Origin of the sequence: Mangrovibacterium diazotrophicum, from assembly GCF_003610535.1 — a bacterium.
Lineage (GTDB): Bacteria > Bacteroidota > Bacteroidia > Bacteroidales > Prolixibacteraceae > Mangrovibacterium > Mangrovibacterium diazotrophicum.
In genome coordinates, this window is sequence record NZ_RAPN01000001.1 from 2348132 (window position 1) to 2366391 (window position 18260).

Annotated in this window: 18 protein-coding genes; 8 read left to right on the forward strand and 10 right to left on the reverse strand. The window is 44.8% G+C overall.

Annotation, left to right across the window (positions count from 1 at the left end):
• Positions 1–27: 27 nt before the first annotated feature.
• Together BC643_RS09265 and BC643_RS09270 are read left to right on the forward strand one after the other, a co-directional pair.
• Positions 28–717, forward strand: a complete 690-nt coding sequence (locus tag BC643_RS09265; RefSeq protein ID WP_120272816.1) for a lipid-A-disaccharide synthase N-terminal domain-containing protein — start codon at positions 28–30, stop codon at positions 715–717.
• Positions 718–728: 11 nt separating this feature from the next.
• A complete protein-coding gene (locus BC643_RS09270) occupies positions 729–1706 on the forward strand; it encodes a GDP-mannose 4,6-dehydratase (protein ID WP_120272817.1) in 978 nt (325 codons plus the stop codon).
• On the opposite strand, the gene BC643_RS09275 is transcribed toward BC643_RS09270, so the two are convergent.
• Both BC643_RS09275 and BC643_RS09280 read right to left on the reverse strand, forming a co-directional pair.
• Positions 1707–2492, reverse strand: coding sequence for an SDR family NAD(P)-dependent oxidoreductase (locus BC643_RS09275; protein WP_120272818.1), 786 nt, complete (start codon positions 2490–2492; stop codon positions 1707–1709).
• A gap of 191 nt (positions 2493–2683) precedes the next feature.
• Complete coding sequence (locus tag BC643_RS09280) at positions 2684–3064, reverse strand: MotA/TolQ/ExbB proton channel family protein (protein ID WP_120272819.1); 381 nt, start codon at positions 3062–3064, stop codon at positions 2684–2686.
• A 228-nt stretch (positions 3065–3292) separates the two neighbouring features.
• Between BC643_RS09280 and BC643_RS09285 the strand changes: the two genes are divergently transcribed.
• From BC643_RS09285 to BC643_RS09305, 5 genes are all read left to right on the forward strand, one after another.
• The gene (locus BC643_RS09285) at positions 3293–4387 is read left to right on the forward strand and encodes a sensor histidine kinase (RefSeq protein WP_120272820.1); all 1095 of its coding nucleotides are present in this window, start codon (positions 3293–3295) and stop codon (positions 4385–4387) included.
• A gap of 8 nt (positions 4388–4395) precedes the next feature.
• Complete coding sequence (locus BC643_RS09290) at positions 4396–5127, forward strand: LytR/AlgR family response regulator transcription factor (RefSeq protein ID WP_120272821.1); 732 nt, start codon at positions 4396–4398, stop codon at positions 5125–5127.
• A 74-nt stretch (positions 5128–5201) separates the two neighbouring features.
• A complete protein-coding gene (locus BC643_RS09295) occupies positions 5202–6071 on the forward strand; it encodes a cation diffusion facilitator family transporter (protein ID WP_120272822.1) in 870 nt (289 codons plus the stop codon).
• Between the two features lie 70 nt (positions 6072–6141).
• On the forward strand, positions 6142–6609 hold the full coding sequence (locus BC643_RS09300) for a DUF6452 family protein (RefSeq protein ID WP_120272823.1): 468 nt from the start codon (positions 6142–6144) through the stop codon (positions 6607–6609).
• Positions 6554–7261 (forward strand): DUF6048 family protein, encoded by a 708-nt coding sequence (locus BC643_RS09305; protein ID WP_147377185.1) that lies wholly within the window; start codon positions 6554–6556, stop codon positions 7259–7261. Before BC643_RS09300 ends, BC643_RS09305 begins: the two co-directional genes overlap by 56 nt.
• A gap of 143 nt (positions 7262–7404) precedes the next feature.
• Here BC643_RS09305 and groL read toward each other — a convergent pair whose 3' ends face one another.
• From groL to BC643_RS09335, 6 genes are all read right to left on the reverse strand, one after another.
• Positions 7405–9039 carry a chaperonin GroEL gene (gene groL / locus BC643_RS09310; RefSeq protein WP_120272825.1) on the reverse strand — a complete coding sequence of 545 codons (1635 nt, stop codon included), beginning with the start codon at positions 9037–9039 and terminating at the stop codon, positions 7405–7407.
• Between the two features lie 34 nt (positions 9040–9073).
• The gene (locus BC643_RS09315) at positions 9074–9352 is read right to left on the reverse strand and encodes a co-chaperone GroES (RefSeq protein WP_120272826.1); all 279 of its coding nucleotides are present in this window, start codon (positions 9350–9352) and stop codon (positions 9074–9076) included.
• A 440-nt stretch (positions 9353–9792) separates the two neighbouring features.
• Positions 9793–10146 (reverse strand): preprotein translocase subunit SecG, encoded by a 354-nt coding sequence (gene secG, locus BC643_RS09320; RefSeq protein ID WP_120272827.1) that lies wholly within the window; start codon positions 10144–10146, stop codon positions 9793–9795.
• A gap of 13 nt (positions 10147–10159) precedes the next feature.
• Entirely contained in the window at positions 10160–10738 is a 579-nt protein-coding gene (locus BC643_RS09325; protein ID WP_120272828.1) for a hypothetical protein, read from the reverse strand.
• Complete coding sequence (locus BC643_RS09330; protein ID WP_120272829.1) at positions 10738–11265, reverse strand: LptE family protein; 528 nt, start codon at positions 11263–11265, stop codon at positions 10738–10740. The genes BC643_RS09325 and BC643_RS09330 overlap by 1 nt, the downstream gene beginning before the upstream one ends.
• The gene (locus BC643_RS09335) at positions 11252–12490 is read right to left on the reverse strand and encodes a sigma-54 interaction domain-containing protein (protein WP_120272830.1); all 1239 of its coding nucleotides are present in this window, start codon (positions 12488–12490) and stop codon (positions 11252–11254) included. The genes BC643_RS09330 and BC643_RS09335 overlap by 14 nt, the downstream gene beginning before the upstream one ends.
• 161 nt (positions 12491–12651) lie before the next feature.
• On the opposite strand from BC643_RS09335, the gene BC643_RS09340 reads away from it, so the two are divergent.
• Positions 12652–15300, forward strand: coding sequence for an Ig-like domain-containing protein (locus BC643_RS09340; protein ID WP_120272831.1), 2649 nt, complete (start codon positions 12652–12654; stop codon positions 15298–15300).
• A 94-nt stretch (positions 15301–15394) separates the two neighbouring features.
• On the opposite strand, the gene BC643_RS09345 is transcribed toward BC643_RS09340, so the two are convergent.
• Both BC643_RS09345 and BC643_RS09350 read right to left on the reverse strand, forming a co-directional pair.
• Positions 15395–16870 (reverse strand): glycosyltransferase family 2 protein, encoded by a 1476-nt coding sequence (locus BC643_RS09345; RefSeq protein ID WP_120272832.1) that lies wholly within the window; start codon positions 16868–16870, stop codon positions 15395–15397.
• Positions 16870–18258, reverse strand: coding sequence for a HEAT repeat domain-containing protein (locus tag BC643_RS09350; RefSeq protein ID WP_120272833.1), 1389 nt, complete (start codon positions 18256–18258; stop codon positions 16870–16872). Before BC643_RS09350 ends, BC643_RS09345 begins: the two co-directional genes overlap by 1 nt.
• Between the last annotated feature and the right edge of the window lie 2 nt (positions 18259–18260).

The window sequence follows — 18260 nt, forward strand, 5'->3', positions numbered from 1 at the left end:
TTTGCAGGGCTTAAAGAGACTGTATAGATGGATCATATCCTGATAATTTCAATCGGATTTCTTGCGCAAATCCTGTTTTTTGGCCGTACAATTGTGCAGTGGTTCAAGTCGGAACACGAAGGCAAAGTCTTATCGCCCACCCTTTTCTGGAAAATAAGCTTGTTTGGTTCTATTCTAATGCTCACCTACGGTATTTTGCGTCAGGACGCAGCAATCCTGATCGGCCAAATCCTGGTCTATTTTATTTATGTCCGAAATATTCAGCTGAAAAACGACTGGAAACCAATGGCACTTCCGATGCGGATTTTTATTTTGGCCACTCCAGTTGGCATTTTGGCTTACTTGTTTTTCGGCACGGATTATTCGCTGTCCACCTTTTTCAACAACTCGAAAAATCCCCCGCTGTTGATGTTCTGGGGGATCGCAGCCCAGTTAATTTTCATCTCGCGTTTTTTCTACCAATGGATATATTCTGAAAACCGGAAAGAGTCGGTATTACCCGTCGGCTTTTGGGTGATTAGTATCGTTGGTTCGGCAATGAATTTCATTTACGGTATGTTCCGGCTCGATCCGGTACTTTTGGCTGCCCATAGTTTCGGAATGTTTGTGTATCTTCGTAACATATTAATTCACTACAACAAACAGAGTTTATTCAGTCGACTAGACGTGCCGGCCCTCAATAAACTAATCGCCCGAATATCGGGAAAGATAAAGTAGATCCTAATTTTATGGCAGTAATTCTCGTTACAGGTTGTGCCGGATTCATCGGCTCCCATCTTACCGAAAAGTTATTGAAAGAAGGCTATCGGGTTGTTGGAATTGACAACTTTGATCCGTTTTACGATCGAAGTATCAAGGAGCGTAACATGAAATCATTCATCAAGCATCCTTCGTTTTTATTTTTTGAGTTAGACCTGACTGATGGGCCAACCATGGAAGCCAATTTGGCTGATATCGAAATTGACGGTATCGTTCATTTGGCGGGGAAAGCCGGAGTTCGTCCTTCAATCATGTCGCCTCACGCTTATACGCGGGCAAATGTCACCGCCACTCAAAATATTCTGGAAATGATGCGCAAGCGCGGAATCCGCAAGATGGCCTTTGCATCATCATCGTCAGTCTACGGTAACTCAACCGATATTCCGTTTCTGGAAACGCAAGATGTAAGCAACCCGATTTCGCCCTACGCTTTTACCAAGAAAGCTTGTGAGCTGGCTAATTACACTTATCATACCCTGTACAACCTGGATATCGTCAACATGCGGTTTTTCACCGTTTTTGGACCGCGTCAGCGCCCGGATCTGGCAATCCATAAATTCACCGAGCTGATTTTGCACAAAGCAGAAATTCCAATGTTTGGCGACGGAAGTACCTCGAGGGATTACACCTATTACGAAGACACCGTTGATGGAATTTACAAAGCGCTGCAATACCTTTTTGCACACGACAAGGTCTACGAGATTGTGAACCTCGGTAACAACCAACCGGTGAAACTGACCGAGATGATCAGAGCAATTGAAAAGGCAACCGGTGAAAAAGCAAAAATAAAACAACTTCCCATGCAGGCTGGCGACGTCGACATTACTTATGCCAACATCGACAAAGCAAAGAAACTGTTTGGCTACAACCCACAATATTCGTTCGAAGAAGGTGTCCGGAATTTTGTAGAGTGGTACAAATCAGTTCACGCGGAATGTAACCTGTAGTTATTGTTTTTGCCGGTTCTTTTCCTGAATGCGCATCACCATCTTTGCTTGCGAAGTAAGCGGTACGAATCGACGGACAAACAGGATAAAATTGTTCATGAAGCCGGGTACTGCCAGAACTTTTCCTTTAGTCATGGCCCGATAACCAAAACTGGCCACTTTCTCGGCACTGGCCATATTCACACTGATTTTGGGATCGGAAGAACCAACCGCTTTCTGGAAACCGGTCTTGGTAATTCCGGGACAAAGTACTGTCATACTAACGCCCGTTCCCTTTAGTTCCGTAGCAACAGAGGTGGTAAACGAGAGTAAATAAGCCTTGGTGGAATAATACATACACATGAGCGGGCCGGGATGGAAAGCTGCCAAAGAAGCAACATTCAAAATTCGTCCGTCTTTCCGATCAATCATGCCCGGAAGGAACAGTTTGACAAGCTGTGTCGGTGTGTAGACGTGCAGGTTGATCATCTTTTCTTCCCGTTCCCAGGATGTTGAAGCGAACATTCCGAAGATGCCAAACCCTGCGTTATTTACCAGAACATTCAACTTCACGCCCATTTTTTGTACCCAATCGTAAACTTGCGTTGCAGCCGATTTGTCGCTGAGATCGCAGGACAGCGTTTCTACCTTGTTGCCATATTCTTGTTGAAGCTCATTTTTACGTGTCGCCAGATTCTGCTCGTCCAGATCGATCATGAATAAATTATATCCGTCAGCACAAAGCAGCCGGGCAAGTTCCAAACCGATTCCTCCGGCTGCTCCTGTGACTAAAGCCCATTTGTCCATATTTTTGGTTTTTCCCTGTTTTTCGAAGTTTCAACAGGTATTGTTATCTAAACAGTCCGAAAATATAACAAAAACAGACGGATATTATTGCCGCGGGCTCAGGCCTCCGCGGCCCGCTACTCCAGACTAAACTCAAACGATCTGACTGGCAAACACTTTTGGATCGATGTTGGCGGTCAAAAAAATTGAAATTAATTTTCGAGGCCTTTCCGGATTACTATTTCCCGAAGAATTCCCCATAACAGCAAGCCGATGACGAAGGCGAAACATCCGTAAAGAGGCGCAATCATACTAACCTTGAAACCACCTGCAATTAATGCGGGGGAAATATCACCGGCTGCTTGAATTGCGTCGAACGCCATAAACAAACCAATTGCCTGGCCGAGAATACCGGTTACAAACGCTAAACTTCCGAAAAGAAGGATCAGATCCAAGCCTGCTTTGGTATAGCTTTGCTGCACAAAAATCTGGATGATTTTCAGCACAATGAATACCAGCATTGCAATTGTCCAGATGGTTACGATTCCCATAAACAACGGACCACCCATAAAGAAAAGATCAGTGAATTTCATGACATTTAAATTTAGAGATTTATTAGCAAGTTTACACCATCCTCATCCCATGTCAAATATTAATCGATCAACGACATCATCTGCAGATGATATGACATCACAACAGTAAATCGTGTCGTTTCCGGATGATCCCGGTCGTATCCACCCGCGATTGAAACGTTCGTCGACAATTGTTTTGCTACCGTAAAAAATTCGGGTAAATTCAATTCAAAAAAAGAAGCTGGTAAAATGATAGCCCTGATTCCAAAAGAAACATTCAACCGCCGATCGGCTCTAAACGCCGGTCAACACTTGCTGTTTTGGATCATTGCCTATTTGTTTTTTGTGCTGTTTTTTGGTCGCGCCAACCGCGACTATCCAACAACCATCACATTCGCGTCCATGCTTTTTCCGCTGGCCATCGCAACCAGTTATTTTCTGAACTACTTCCTCATTCCCAAATTCCTTTTCACCAGATCTTACTTTCGCTTTGCGCTGTTTCTGTTTTATACCCTCATCATAACCCTTTGGCTCGAAACGCTCATCAGCATGTTTGTTTTCATGTTCATCACCGACCTTAAACTGTACAAACTCGATCCCTCTGCCTTCGATGTCGTTTTCCTACTTGTTGGGCTCTATTTTGTCATTCTCGCGTTCATTGCAATAGAACAAATAAAGCGAGCCTTCGAGATGAAAAAAGAAAATACAGAGCTGGCAAACCGCCAATACGAAACCGAGCTAAAACTGAGGGAATCGGAATTGAAACTGTTGCGCGCTCAAATTCATCCGCACTTCCTGTTCAACACACTGAATAATTTATATGGATTGACGCTCGAAAAATCGGATCTGGCACCGGAGCTCGTACTGAAGCTTTCGGATCTGATGGATTACATGCTCTACAAATGCAACAAACCGAAAGTGAAACTTGGTGATGAATTGGACCATTTGAAAAACTACATCGAAATTGAACGGATTCGCTACGGTGAGAAATTGAAACTCGATTTCAGAATAGACGGACAAACAGAAGAATTGGAAATAGCGCCAATGCTTTTGCTTGCATTCTTCGAGAACGCGTTCAAACACGGCGTCAGCAAATCGCTGGAGAAACCCTTCGTTGACATCCGCCTAAATATAGCAGGAGCAAAACTCGAACTGAATATCAAAAACAGTTGTGAGACCACGAGCCCCAAAGAGGAAGACTATACCCATGGAATTGGATTGAAAAACGTACGAAAGCGACTGGAATTGATCTATCCCGGCCACAACTTGCAGATCGTGAACAAAGCCAATACCTTTGAAATAGATTTAATACTGAACCTAACAAACGATTCACCAACACGCTAAACCAGCTTATGACCGACAGCACCTACAACTGCCTCATTGTTGACGACGAACCCATCGCAATCAGGGTTATCAAGAATCATCTATCTGAATTTAAAAATTTGAATTTGGTAGGTGAATGCAGTAATGCAATTGAAGCAATTGAACTTTTGTCGCGCTGTAAAGTGGATTTGATTTTTCTCGACATTCAGATGCCTCAGATAACCGGCGTTGAGTTTTTAAAAAGCTTAAACCAGGCGCCGAAAGTGATCTTCACTACTGCCTATCGCGATTATGCCATCGATGCCTTCGAACTTGACGTAGTGGATTACCTGCTGAAACCCATTTCCCTTGTGCGCTTTTCGAAAGCCGTGAACCGCTTTTATCAACGGATGAACGAAAGCACACCATCGCAGCCAGCTCCTGCAACCGAAATTAATACCGACTACATATTCCTGAAAGTCGACAAGAAATACCAAAAGGTATTGTTGACAGACGTTCTCTACATTGAAAGCTTTGGCGATTACCTGATTGTGCATTGCGAAGGAAACCGGTTTACGATCAAAGACCGAATCAGCCAAATGGAAGAGCAACTCCCCAGCGAACAATTTCTGCGCGTGCACCGAGGATTTATCGTCTCACTTGGTAAAATCACAGCTCTGTTGCCCGGATTAATCGAAATTGGCAGCCACAGAGTTCCGATTGGCCGAAGTTACCGCGACGCCGTGGAAAACTTCCGGCAGGGGCCGTTACACTCAACTTAAACGGAACGATCTTTTTACATTTGTATGACAATCCTTTTTGCTTTATACAGCTCGTTTTGCTTATTTTTGCCCCAATGAATACTTCCAAACACAAATACGTCATTTGGGAGGGTTGGATCTCCATTATTGCCAACACCCTGTTGTTCTTCCTGAAATACTGGGCAGGTATTGTTTCCGGATCAATCGCATTGATTGCCGACGCCTGGCACACCCTGACGGACTCTGTTTCTTCGGTAATCGTATTAATTGGCGGTAAATTGTCGCGCAAACCTGCCGACGACGACCACCCTTTCGGGCATGGCAGAGCCGAACACATTGCCGCTGTCATTATCGGCGTCCTGTTGGCAATTGTAGCCTTCGACTTCATCATCTCCGCCTACGAGAAACTGGTTTCGCGCCAGTCCGGTAATTTCGGAACCATTGCCATTGTCGTCACCATTATATCTATCGTTGTAAAAGAAGTGATGGCACAATACGCGTTTTGGGCCTATCGCAAAAGCGGTTCCTCTATTTTAAAGGCCGACGGCTGGCATCATCGAACCGACTCACTTTCATCGGTAATTATCCTGGTTGGTATTTTGCTGGGCAAATATTATTGGTGGATTGACGGCGCACTGGCCTTTGTCGTCGCTGTGATGATTGGCTACGCGAGCTTCGAGATTTTGTCCAAAGAAATCAAAGCCTTGCTGGGTGAAGATGTTTACCCGGAAGACATCAAAGCAATCACCAATGAAGTGTACTTGTTATTGAATCGCGAAGTCTACATTCACCATTTTCACCAACACCGCTACGGCGACCATAATGAATTAAGCTGCCACATCAAGCTTCCGGCAGAGATGCCGCTGGAAGAAGTTCATAATATTTGCACAAAGATTGAAAAAATGATCTTGCAAAAATTCAACATGGTAGCGACCATTCACCCCGAGCCGCTAAAAAGACCGTAAAGAAAGTTCCTTCTCTTCTTCTTGTTTACCTGAGAATATGATTATTTTTAGCTGCTATTAAAGACACCGCATGAAACAACTTGCTCAATTTTTCTTCCTCCTTTTGGCTTTGGCGGCTTGTAAAGAAGTGTATGACCGACCGCCCCAATCGCAGGTACAGTTAAATCTATACAGTATTGACGATGAGTCGTCGCTAACGACCTTAGTAAGTGTCTACGGCCTGGATCAGGACAGCATTTGGATTGACAGCAGCAGTGTTACCTATTTCCAGCTTCCGTTGAACGACGATAGCGATACATCGATCTTTATCCTTTCACTCGATTTGGTAAACGACACGATCATGTTAAAATATGACACCGAGCTGGTTTACGAATCGATGGAATCCGGTTTTTACACGAACCACTACCTGAAGTGGATTCGCTCGACGAGCAATAAAATTGATTCAATTAGTCTGATTGACACTCTTGTAATCTCAACCTGGCATGAAAATATTCAACTATACCTTAACGATAGCACTAATATTACTGAGTCTGAGTAGCTGGGCGCAGGAGAAGGAAAAGAAGAAGATGCCCAAGCGTACGGACAACTACATCCATATGCCAGGGATTCGCATCGGATTCGACCTTACCCGCCCTTACCAAAACCTGTGGACCAAAGGAGATCGCTACGGCTCTGAATTCAGTGGTGATATCGAACTTAAGCCCAACCTGTACGGAGCGGTAGAAATTGGCTGGGAAAAATTCAAAATGAACCACGCCTATGTGGATTATGAAAGTGCCGGTTCGTATACCCGCATCGGGATTGACTACAACTTGCTGACAACGGAAAGTGCCGACGAACGGGACATTTTTTACGTGGGGCTTCGTTACGGTTTTGGCGCCGCCAGTCAAACTGTTAATTCTTACAGTTTCGATGATTACTGGGGAGATACCAGCGGTTCGTTCCCCAAGCAAAATTTCACCTCGCACTGGATGGAAGTGGTGTTGGGGTTGAAAGGAGAAATCCTAAAAAACTTTTATATGGGCTGGAGTGTCCGCGCGAAGTTTATGCTGGCGCAAAAAGACTTCGATATCCCTCCTATTTATTTCACTTCGGGATTCGGCAAATCAGAAGGTGGTGTCACACTGGATTTCACCTACTCGGTTTATTACACACTGCCGTTTAAATTCCGGTCTGAATCGACGAAATAACATGACAACCAACGATTTCTCACAAAAGTAAAGTATGGTTTTACTTCAGCGAGAAAAGGAAAAAGATAAAGCATTAAAAAAGAAAAGCGCAGCCAAATTGACTGCGCTTTTTATATTTATGGTCGCATGTATTCGTTGCCCGATTACATCATGCCGCCCATACCGCCACCCATTGGAGGCATTGCAGGAGCGCCTTTTTCTTCTTTTTCATCAACCAACACACACTCGGTAGTCAGGAACATACCAGCGATAGAAGCTGCATTTTCCAAAGCGACACGAGTTACTTTAGCCGGGTCGATAACTCCTGTTTCCAGTAGGTTTTGGTATTCGTCAACGCGAGCGTTGTAACCGAAATCACCTGTACCTTCTTTTACTTTTTGTACCACAACGGCACCTTCTTTACCAGCGTTAGCTACGATCTGACGCAATGGTTCTTCGATGGCACGTTTCACGATTTCAACACCGGTTGTTTCGTCTTCGTTGTCGCCGGTCATACCTTCCAAAGCAGCGATTGCACGGATGTACATTACACCACCACCAGGAACGATACCTTCTTCAACAGCTGCACGAGTGGCACTCAATGCATCGTCAACACGGTCTTTCTTTTCTTTCATTTCTACTTCAGAAGCCGCACCAACGTACAATACAGCAACACCACCAGCCAATTTAGCCAGACGTTCCTGCAGTTTTTCGCGGTCGTAATCTGAAGTTGTTGTTTCAATTTGCTTTTTGATCATGTTCACACGAGCGTCGATTTGAGCTTGATCACCGGCACCTGCAACAACAGTTGTATTTTCTTTGTCAACAGTGATTTTTTCAGCAACACCTAACATGTCCAAAGAGGCGTCTTCCAGTTTCATGCCTTTTTCTTCGGTAATTACTGTACCACCTGTCAACACAGCTAAGTCTTCCAACATTTCTTTACGACGGTCACCGAAACCAGGAGCTTTTACAGCACATACTTTCAATGAACCACGCAGGCGGTTAACCACCAAAGTAGCCAATGCTTCACCATCAACATCCTCAGAAACGATCATCAACGGACGACCAGTTTGAGCCGTTTGTTCCAATACCGGAAGCAAATCTTTCATGGTGCTGATTTTTTTATCGTGGATCAAGATGAATGGGTGATCCAACTCAGCAGCCATTTTTTCGGTGTTGGTTACGAAGTACGGAGAAATGTAACCACGGTCGAATTGCATACCTTCAACTACGTCAACGTAAGTATCGGTACCTTTTGCTTCTTCAACAGTGATAACACCTTCTGTTTTTACTTTTTCCATTGCTTCAGCAATCAACGAACCGATTGTTTCGTCGCCGTTTGCCGATACTTTAGCAACTGATTTGATTTTATTGTAGTCGTCGCCGATCAGTTGTGATTGCGCTTTGATGCTTTCTACAACTTTAGCAACAGCTTTGTCGATTCCGCGTTTCAGATCCATTGGATTGGCTCCTGCAGTTACGTTTTTCAATCCAACATTGATGATTGATTGAGCCAATACTGTAGCAGTAGTCGTACCGTCACCTGCGTCGTCACCGGTTTTGCTGGCAACTTCTTTCACCATTTGTGCACCGATGTTTTCGTACGGATCGCTCAATTCGATTTCTTTTGCTACCGAAACACCGTCTTTGGTGATTGCCGGAGCACCGAATTTTTTCTCGATAACTACGTTGCGGCCTTTAGGTCCCAAAGTTACTTTTACTGCATCAGCCAATTTGTCAACACCTTTCTTGAGTTGATCTCTTGCTTCAATATTGAATTTAATTTCTTTAGCCATTTTTCTTTGCTTTTAATCAATTGTTTCTAACTAATTACGCGATATACAATACATCGGTTTGTGACATCAACAGGTAGCTTACGCCGTCAATGTTCAATTCAGTACCAGAATACTTGCCATAGAAAACAGTGTCGCCAACAGACACTTCCATCGCTTCGTCTTTTTTAGCAGCACCTACCAAAACGACTTTACCTGCTTGTGGTTTTTCTTTAGCTGAATCAGGAATGATAATTCCGCTTGCTGTCTTAGTTTCTGCTTCCTGCGGTTGAACAAGAATTTTACCTGCAAGGATTTTACCTTTTAATTCTGCCATTTTTCAAATTATTTTAGTTATACATGTTTTTAAATTGACACCCTTCCATATCCAAAGCTGTGCCAAAGCCATTATCGGGGCGATTCGGGGTAAAAGTTGACAGTCTCGACACCAGCCGAGGCCGAAAATCGGAAACATATGACAAAAACGTTGATTTCCAGATTGCTTTAAACTGACATTCTTTCAGTCAAACTGACAGCGAACAAGAAGTAGGCAGTGATCAGTAAACAGTCGCAGTGATCAGTCGCAGGATTCAGGTTCACTTATTCGGAGCAAGTGACAAGTCCAAAGGAATATACAAGAATCAGAAGATTCACCAAGAAGGAGCATTGCGAAGAAGCGAATCTCTTTGCGCCTTTCCGCCTCTGCGTGCATCGATATTAAACAAAAAAAGGCTCACTCCGAAGAGTAAGCCTTTCTATATCGATTTGCTAAAATTCTTATTGAGCTGAATCAGCTGGTTGAGCAGTTGCAGCATCCGGAGTAGCTGTCGGGAAGTTAGGAACAGCATTCGGATCAACAGCTTGTTCTACCTGGTCTTTGATCGCTGACTCGTTTGTTTGTTCTGAACCGTGAGGGATGAATGCGCTACCAGCTACTGAAAGAATCAATAAAGCTGCAGCCAAAACCCATGTTGACTTTTCCAAAAAGTCGTTGGTTTTACGTACCCCCATAACTTGGTTGGTAGATTGGAAATTACTTGCCAAACCGCCTCCTTTTGAGTTTTGTACCAATACAATCAAGATCAAAAGAACACAGGCGATAAATATTAAAACAGTGATCAGCGTATACATTTTTGCCTTCTATTTAGTTCATTAATTTTTTTACTTCGTCAATTTGACCGGCAAAGTAAATATTTTTTTCCGGATATTTCAAACTTAATTTTTCGTAAGCCAAAATAGCCTGTTTGTACATTCCCTGACGCATGTAAATTTTTGCAAGCGTTTCGGTTACAAACTCGGGAGATTCGTTGCGCTCGCCGGAATTATCTTCATTTTCGTTCAGCGTTGCCGGTTTCAACGAGTTCTTTCGTCGCAGCGACTTCACCAGATCCGACAGCGATTCCTGCGGATCCGCTTCCTGCTCAATCTGGTAACTTCCGGTCGACAAATACTCGCCTGCCAGTTGATCCATGTCCTTCACCGCCTTCTTCCCTTCGATCATCAGATAGTGGTACAACTTGCGACGATCGGCAACGTAGAACGCGCCTTTTGCCAGGTAAGCTTCAAACTCAGGCGAATTCACGATTTTCAAATTCTTCAGCAACAACATCCATCCCAATTGAAACGCCGGTTTACGCGCAACAAGCTCCTTCAACAAGGGAAGCGTTGCCTCGTTTAACTGTTCCGGATCCCGGAGTAATTTATGAAAATCAGCAGCCAGCATTACCAGTTAGCAATTGAAGCATTGAAAATATCGTCGGTTAATTGTTCAAGCACTTCTTCCATCAAACTTTCTTCCACATCGCTCAACAACTGTGTACTGTCGTAGTCCACATAAGATGAGAAGGATTTCTCCCAATCATCGTCGTGGTTCTTATTGTTCGTGTACTTAATCTTAACGGTTACGGTCAAACGGTTTTGCGCCGCTGTATCGCCTTCCTTAATGTTCATCGGGCGAATATCATAACCGGTAATTTGTCCTTCAAACTCCAGGTCACCACTGTCTTCCACCATATTCAACGAAGTTTGGCGAGTCAGTTTATCCTGCAGCGCCTCTGTCAATTGTTGACTCAAGTTCGGGTTAACCAATTTGGCCCGGTTAGGAATGTAGTAAACTGTAAATGTTTTTACTGCCGGAGAGATCGACGCACCGGTGAAAGAATAAGATATTTTACACCCTTGAAAAGCCGGAACCGACAGCACCAGTATAAAGCTTAGGGTGAATAGAAATTTTAGTTTATTCAATGTCATACTCCTTAATTTTCCGGTACAAAGTCCGTTCTGAAATACCCAGTTCCTGGGCGGCATATTTTCTTTTTCCTTTGTGTTTTTCCAATGCTTTTCGAATGAGCTCGATTTCTTTGTCCTCCAGCGACAGTGATTCCTCAACAAACTCCTCAGTATCCTGAATATCGTCGTGCTCCACGTGATGATCGTAATGAACAGGTTTGCTCACTGCCGGTTCGGGCATGTAAGTTGCCGCCGGATCTTTCTGGTACAAATCGCGAATAATCTGCGCATGTTCCGCCCGCACTTCCGAGCTGGGCGCTTTTTCATGCATCAGGTCAAAAACGAGTTTCTTCAGGTCGGTCATGTCCTTTTTCATGTCGAACAAAACCTGGTACAAAATCTCGCGCTCCGACGAGAAGGTTTTCTCATCAACTCCCCGGTAAATAGCTGGCAACTGAGGAGCTCCTCCCGAAGGCAAATAATTCCGCATGGCTTGCCCCGAAATATTCCGTTCCTGTTCAATGATCGAAATCTGTTCGGTAATGTTCTTCAACTGGCGAACGTTTCCGGGCCAATGATAATTTTCCAGCACGTGACGCGCATCATCATCCAAACGCACCGGAGGCATCCGGTAGCGCTCGGCAAAATCCATCGCGAACTTCCGGAACAGGATAAAAATATCGTCCCGGCGATCCCGCAGCGGCAATACCCGAATTGGAACTGTATTTAAACGATAATATAAATCTTCGCGAAACTTGCCTTCATCAATGGCTTTCGGAAGGTCGACATTGGTAGCCGCAACAACCCGAACGTTTGTTTTCAACACTTTCGACGACCCTACTTTGATAAACTCACCCGCTTCAAGTACACGAAGTAACCGAACCTGGGTTGACAATGGCAACTCTCCAATCTCATCCAAAAAAATGGTTCCGCCATCGGCCTCTTCAAAATAACCTTTACGGTCGGACAAAGCGCCGGTGAAAGCTCCTTTTTCGTGACCAAATAGCTCTGAATCGATCGTCCCTTCGGGGATGGCGCCGCAGTTTACGGCGATATATTTTCCGTGTTTGCGAGCCGAAAATTGATGTATAATTTGAGGAAACGACTCCTTACCTGTACCGCTTTCCCCGGTTATCAAAACCGTCAGGTCAGTCGGTGCGACTTGAACGGCTACTTCAATAGCCCGGTTTAAACCAGTCGCGTTCCCTATAATTCCGAATCGTTGTTTTATTTCCTGAACGTCCATTTTTCAGTTTCAGTATTAATTCAGCAAAGTTATAATTTTAAGCAAAATCAGGAAGAACAAGCACAAACTGTTCAAGTTAATTTTTGTTACTATATCGATATTTATTAATAAATTGGCTGCCGAAACTGGTTAGAAAATGCGCTTAACCCAAATTATCTTTTATGAAACGAGACTTAGCTTTCGCAGGCTTGCTGTGCCTGCTCTTCTTATTTTCAACCCAAAACATTTATGCTAAACAAAAAGAACTCGACTGGGCCGAACTAAGCACTTGCACCGATAATACAACAATTCCTTTTAAAGCGAAAGGAGACTATTTTTCGGTGTGGGACGGCAAAGACTACACAAAGCTTTTCCTGAAAGGAATCAACCTGGGGATCTCGGTTCCCGGAACCCTGCCCGGAGAGCTTGCTGCAAGCTCGGAACAGTATGCCAAATGGTTCGACCAAATGAAGCAGATTGGCTACAATAACATCCGGCTTTATACACTCCACTATCCCCGCTTTTACGAAGAATTGCGGAAATACAACCTGGCGCATCCGCAAAGTCCGCTTTTGCTGTTCCAAGGAATCTGGCTGGAGGAACCGGAAACAGACCTTGATTTATACAACAAGACAACTTCTTTTGAAACCGAAATTGAAGAAGTAATCAACTGTGTACACGGGAATGCCACCCTCGACACCCGCTTTGGGAAAGCCTACGGGACCTTTACCGCCGACGTTTCTCAATGGGTGATTGGCTACATTATCGGACGCGAGGTATTTCCCGGCGAAATAACCGTGACCAACGATGCGCACAGCGACAATGCTTTCACCGGCAACTTTTTATCCATTTCCGAAGCAACGGCTTCCGAGACCTGGATCTGTTCGCGCATGGACAAAACTATTACCTACGAATATCAGCAATACGCTACACAGCGCCCCGTTTGCTTTTCGAGCTGGCCAACACTCGATCCGCTGACTCACCCAACCGAGGCAAACCGCTACGAAGGCTTGGAAGACCGGGAATCGATCGATCTTTCGAAAGTAGACGGCAGCAACGCGCAAGCCGGATTTTTCGTTTCCTATCACGCCTATCCATATTATCCGGATTTCATGAGCGACCAACCGGAGTACACAACTTATTACGACAGCTACGGCCCGAACAGCTACCTGGGCTATTTGTACGATCTGAAATCGCACTACGAAAATATTCCTCTGGTAGTGGCCGAATTTGGCGTACCGACCAGCTGGGGAATTGCCCACCTAGCACAAAGCAACATGCACCACGGTGGCATTTCCGAAGAAAAACAAGGCATCTACACCATTCGTATGCTTGAAAATATCGAGGAAGCCGGGCTGGCCGGCGGCATGCAGTTTTCGTGGATTGACGAATGGTTCAAACAAGCCTGGATCACCAACCCGCTGTCGGACGAAAATCGCCGCTATGTTTGGCACAACATCACCAACCCCGAACAAAATTTCGGCGTTATCAGCTTCGATGCTCCCCAAAGTAAAAAGACGACAATTGGAAGTTATTCCTCGGCTTCCGCGATCCAAAAAGTAAAAGCCTCGGCCGACCCGACCTATTTTCACGTAGACATTTTATCCAACACGAAAAAGGACATCAAAGACGGCGAGTATTGGATCGCTTTCGACACCTATTCCGCCGACGCAGGTGAATCAATCCTGCCCGATGGCGAATCGATCACCAAAGACGGACAAACGTTGCGCGCTGAGTTTGCTCTACAGGTAGACCTGAATGATACTGTTGCCAATTTGTACGTGACAAAAGCTTACGATACTTACGGCATCAAGCTGCTTGACCGCCTGGACACCATTGTTTCAACGGTGACAGACGGAGAAGACTGGAACCCGGTTCGCTGGAAAGTGAACTACTCGAGAAACGACATTCAGTATATTGGACGAATCAAAATCACACCAAGCAGCAGTCCTTACGGCAGTTTGGATCCGATTTACTGGAACTCGGACAGCATCTCAATCGCGCTGCCCTGGACCTTGCTCAACTTCCGCGATCCGTCGCACAAGAAAGTGACTTACTACACTTCAAACAATGATGGTGGCACCATCAACGTACTGACCCGCGATTCAACCTCTACCGGGATTGCGATGACAGTCGTTCACCAGAGCGAAGTGTTCCAAACTGACCGCTACGCATGGGAAGACTGGGAACCTCGTGACCTAATCGACAATCCACCGCTTGAACGACTGAAGCAGTCGGCTCTTTATATTGAAGACCATTTGTCCGAATTCAACAGCGCACCGGTTGCCAACTGCGACAACTACGAAGTAAACGTGGGTGAATACATTGAAGTAAGTGCAGCTAACGGACTTTTGGCAAACGATATGGATTTCGACAGCGAGGACATTGAAGTAGTTATCCCCGATGGCTATTCCACTATGCAGGGCAACCTGTATGTACACCCGAACGGCTCGTTTGAATACGAACCATTCGAAACAGCCAGCGGCACCGACCAGTTTATGTATTATGCAACCGACGGCGATCAATATAGCCGATTGGTGACCGTGACCATCACGCTGAACACCAGTGGAACGTCGGCTAGCAGTCCGGTTGCCGAGGCTGCAACAATTGTTTACCCCAACCCAACCACGGGGCAATTCAAGATTAACATCTCTGAAGGAACCAAAATCTCGGATCTGCAAATATCCAGTTCAACCGGTTTCATGATCAAACAAATCGAGGAAATCAGCAATGATCAAACGATTGACATGAGCAACCAACTCCCGGGAATCTACAATATCAGTTTTATTGTGAACAACCAACGAGTCACAGAGAAGCTGATTAAATACTAAAACGGGAAAAGGCTGAAGCAAAAACTTCAGCCTTTTTTTATGCGTTGCAAAATATTTTTCAGTAGAGACTTCATCCGACAAGAGTGTCTAAAAACTAGCCAACTTTCACCTCGGTAACCGCCGCTTTAACGGGTTTCTTCTTTTTACCACCATTTGCCAAACCTACTCTCGACATATTTCCCCAAGAGCGCTTACGCAGTACGAAATAGTCGAAGTTACCGCGAATCGCAGCAAACAAAACCAACGGATGATAGAACAACGGCTCGACCAAAGCAGCACCCAATTGCTTAAAAAGCATGCTCCAGCTTTTGTAACGATAAAACGCAATGTGGTCGTACAAAATAGCGTAGCTGGTAAACGAAATGGAGAAGAAATAAACGAAGAACAGAGTCACAAAGAAATAGGGCCAGTTTGCAAATCCCAGCAGAGCGATGGTGATGAAATACACCACACCAAACAACTCGACAATCGGTGCCAGCCACTCAAACATAACCCAGAACGGATGCGACACCAATCCCATCATGCCGTATTTCGGATTGAGGAAGATGTTCCAGTGCGAAAACAGCGTTTCGATTGTTCCGCGCGTCCAGCGGTTCCGTTGGCGGATCAAAATATTCAGGTTCCCCGGTGCTTCTGTCCAGCACAATGGATCCGGTAAATATTCAACCCGGTATGGTTTATTATTGTCGGCCATGTAGCGACGCATACGAACCACCAATTCCATGTCTTCGCCCACCGTGTAGCGGTGATAACCACCACAGGCAATTACAATTTCTTTATCGAAAAGACCCAAAGCTCCTGAAATGATCAGCAAACCATTCAAACGGCTCCAAGCCAATCGACCGAGCAGAAAAGCCCGGTTATATTCCAAAACCTGGAACAAGGGTAAAATTTTATCAGGCAGCTTAATATTTACCAGGTGCCCATCAACAATCTCGCAGGAGTTCGCGATACGGATGACACCGCCTGTCGCGATCACCTGTTTGTCGCTTTCCTCCATAAACGGCTTCACCATTTTCTGCAGCGCGTACGGATCGATAATGGAATCGGCGTCGATAGCAATAAAATATTTACCACTCGCGATATTCAAACCGGCATTCAAAGCATCAGCCTTACCGCCGTTCACTTTGTCAACCACTGTCAGATTGTTCAACGCGCGTTTCCGCGATTTGTAAACACCCCGAATCTCAGAACAGAAAATACGTTCGTTAACCACGTAACTGACCTTCTCCAGGTCAAACGCTTCAATCGCGCGCTGCAACGTATCATCCTTACTACCATCGTTAATAACGACAACTTCGAAGTTGGTATAATGCAGTGCTAACAACGCGCGGATGTTCTCAACAATATTCAAAGACTCATTAAAAGCCGGTGCCAAAATGGAAATTGAAGGCGCAAACGGAGATGACAACACCTCGTTGTGATCGGCTATTTTTGAGTTTAAAAAGTAGCGGCGGAGGACAAAAGCCGAGATGACAGCCAGGACGAAGTACAGCAAGAATATAGCTACCGTGTAGTAGAAAATAAAGGATTCGACCCAAAAAGAAATTATTTTAGCTATGATGTCCATTAGTTTCGCTGGTCTTTTATGTGTTCAACAAATCGCTTTAAATCAAAATCTTCGCTTTCGCTGTACTCCTTCAAAAAGGCGCGCCCACTTTCTCCCATTTGGTAGAATGCCTCTACGGCTTGCATTTTTAGCTGGATATTTTCATTCTTCAAAACACCGATCAGGAAACTAAAATCTCCCTCATCCCCTAAATCGCGAATAATTTTCAGAATGCTTATTTTATTGGCAATCGTTTCATCTTCGTAGCGTTCTTTCGCCGGCACTTTCCCCTCAAACAGGTTCAAATGTCGAATAGCCCGGTATACATAGCCTCGTGTCTGCTCGTTCGGGTGATTCATTTTTCGAATCAAGTGTTCCGAATTTTCACTCTGCTGGAAATAATCGATCATCCGAATAGAAAAATCCTGCACATCATTGTTCGACGAGTCAATCCAGTGATGAAACGACGGCACATTGCGTTCGTGCAGTTTCACGTAGTTCAGAATGTTTAGCTGTACCCAAGCCGACAGCTTTTGATCCATATCATTCAAAAATCCGAAGGAAGTATCTTCATCCAGATAGGCATAAGCAATTTGCGCCTCACTGCGCACCATGTAATTCTTGTCCTTCACATACTTCATGATCAAGGCTTTTGCGCCCACCGGGTACATATTTGCCAGCTCGCGGATGCCTTTCACCCGCTTGTAAGTGTGTGCCGACCGCATTTTCCGCGACGATATCTTGAATAGCTCCATCTTATCGTAGAGCTCCAAAATACGATCCCGGTATTCACCAGAAAGGTTTCGCTGGTAGTTGAAGAAAATGTCGATGAGCAAATCCCGTCCCAAAGTCGTTTTCACTTGTTTCAGATCTTTCAAAACATCTTCCTGGCTCAAATCATAGAAAAGGTATTTCGTCAACACATCCTCGAAGCGCTGATTCAAACGCTCTTTATAACTTTCCCGCGCTTTCTTGTAGTAACTTACAATCACCAACACAACCGTTACAATAAAGACATTCACGATAAACGTAAAGCTCAGCAACAGCAAGATGATCAGCAATGGGATCTGGAAAACGATGTCGATGACCGATTTCAGAAACGATTGCCACGACATTGGGAAAATTCGCTCCACTCCTGAATACAAAAACTCGTGAAAAATCCTCCGCATTCGTTCCCAAAATGTATAATGAGGAATTTGTCCTGCTTTTTGATCCAGGTAATTTGAAACGCGAGCTCTTATAGCTTCGTCGCTCTCCGCAGTATTTGATTCAGAAATGACAGGTGCCTCTTCTGCATCCACATTCTGCTCAACAGGTTGAGTTTGGGGCTCCATTTTCTCCTGGCTAAATCCGGGCATTGCTCCGGCCAGCAGAATAAGCATCAGGTATAGTATCAGGTTCTTGCGCATCT

Coding starts and splice junctions, on each gene's coding strand:
- BC643_RS09265 (WP_120272816.1), top strand. CDS start 28: ATGGATCATATCCTGATAATTTCAATCGGATTTCTTGCGCAAATCCTG.
- BC643_RS09270 (WP_120272817.1), top strand. CDS start 729: ATGGCAGTAATTCTCGTTACAGGTTGTGCCGGATTCATCGGCTCCCAT.
- BC643_RS09275 (WP_120272818.1), bottom strand. CDS start 2,492: ATGGACAAATGGGCTTTAGTCACAGGAGCAGCCGGAGGAATCGGTTTG.
- BC643_RS09280 (WP_120272819.1), bottom strand. CDS start 3,064: ATGAAATTCACTGATCTTTTCTTTATGGGTGGTCCGTTGTTTATGGGA.
- BC643_RS09285 (WP_120272820.1), top strand. CDS start 3,293: ATGATAGCCCTGATTCCAAAAGAAACATTCAACCGCCGATCGGCTCTA.
- BC643_RS09290 (WP_120272821.1), top strand. CDS start 4,396: ATGACCGACAGCACCTACAACTGCCTCATTGTTGACGACGAACCCATC.
- BC643_RS09295 (WP_120272822.1), top strand. CDS start 5,202: ATGAATACTTCCAAACACAAATACGTCATTTGGGAGGGTTGGATCTCC.
- BC643_RS09300 (WP_120272823.1), top strand. CDS start 6,142: ATGAAACAACTTGCTCAATTTTTCTTCCTCCTTTTGGCTTTGGCGGCT.
- BC643_RS09305 (WP_147377185.1), top strand. CDS start 6,554: ATGAAAATATTCAACTATACCTTAACGATAGCACTAATATTACTGAGT.
- groL (WP_120272825.1), bottom strand. CDS start 9,039: ATGGCTAAAGAAATTAAATTCAATATTGAAGCAAGAGATCAACTCAAG.
- BC643_RS09315 (WP_120272826.1), bottom strand. CDS start 9,352: ATGGCAGAATTAAAAGGTAAAATCCTTGCAGGTAAAATTCTTGTTCAA.
- secG (WP_120272827.1), bottom strand. CDS start 10,146: ATGTATACGCTGATCACTGTTTTAATATTTATCGCCTGTGTTCTTTTG.
- BC643_RS09325 (WP_120272828.1), bottom strand. CDS start 10,738: ATGCTGGCTGCTGATTTTCATAAATTACTCCGGGATCCGGAACAGTTA.
- BC643_RS09330 (WP_120272829.1), bottom strand. CDS start 11,265: ATGACATTGAATAAACTAAAATTTCTATTCACCCTAAGCTTTATACTG.
- BC643_RS09335 (WP_120272830.1), bottom strand. CDS start 12,490: ATGGACGTTCAGGAAATAAAACAACGATTCGGAATTATAGGGAACGCG.
- BC643_RS09340 (WP_120272831.1), top strand. CDS start 12,652: ATGAAACGAGACTTAGCTTTCGCAGGCTTGCTGTGCCTGCTCTTCTTA.
- BC643_RS09345 (WP_120272832.1), bottom strand. CDS start 16,870: ATGGACATCATAGCTAAAATAATTTCTTTTTGGGTCGAATCCTTTATT.
- BC643_RS09350 (WP_120272833.1), bottom strand. CDS start 18,258: ATGCGCAAGAACCTGATACTATACCTGATGCTTATTCTGCTGGCCGGA.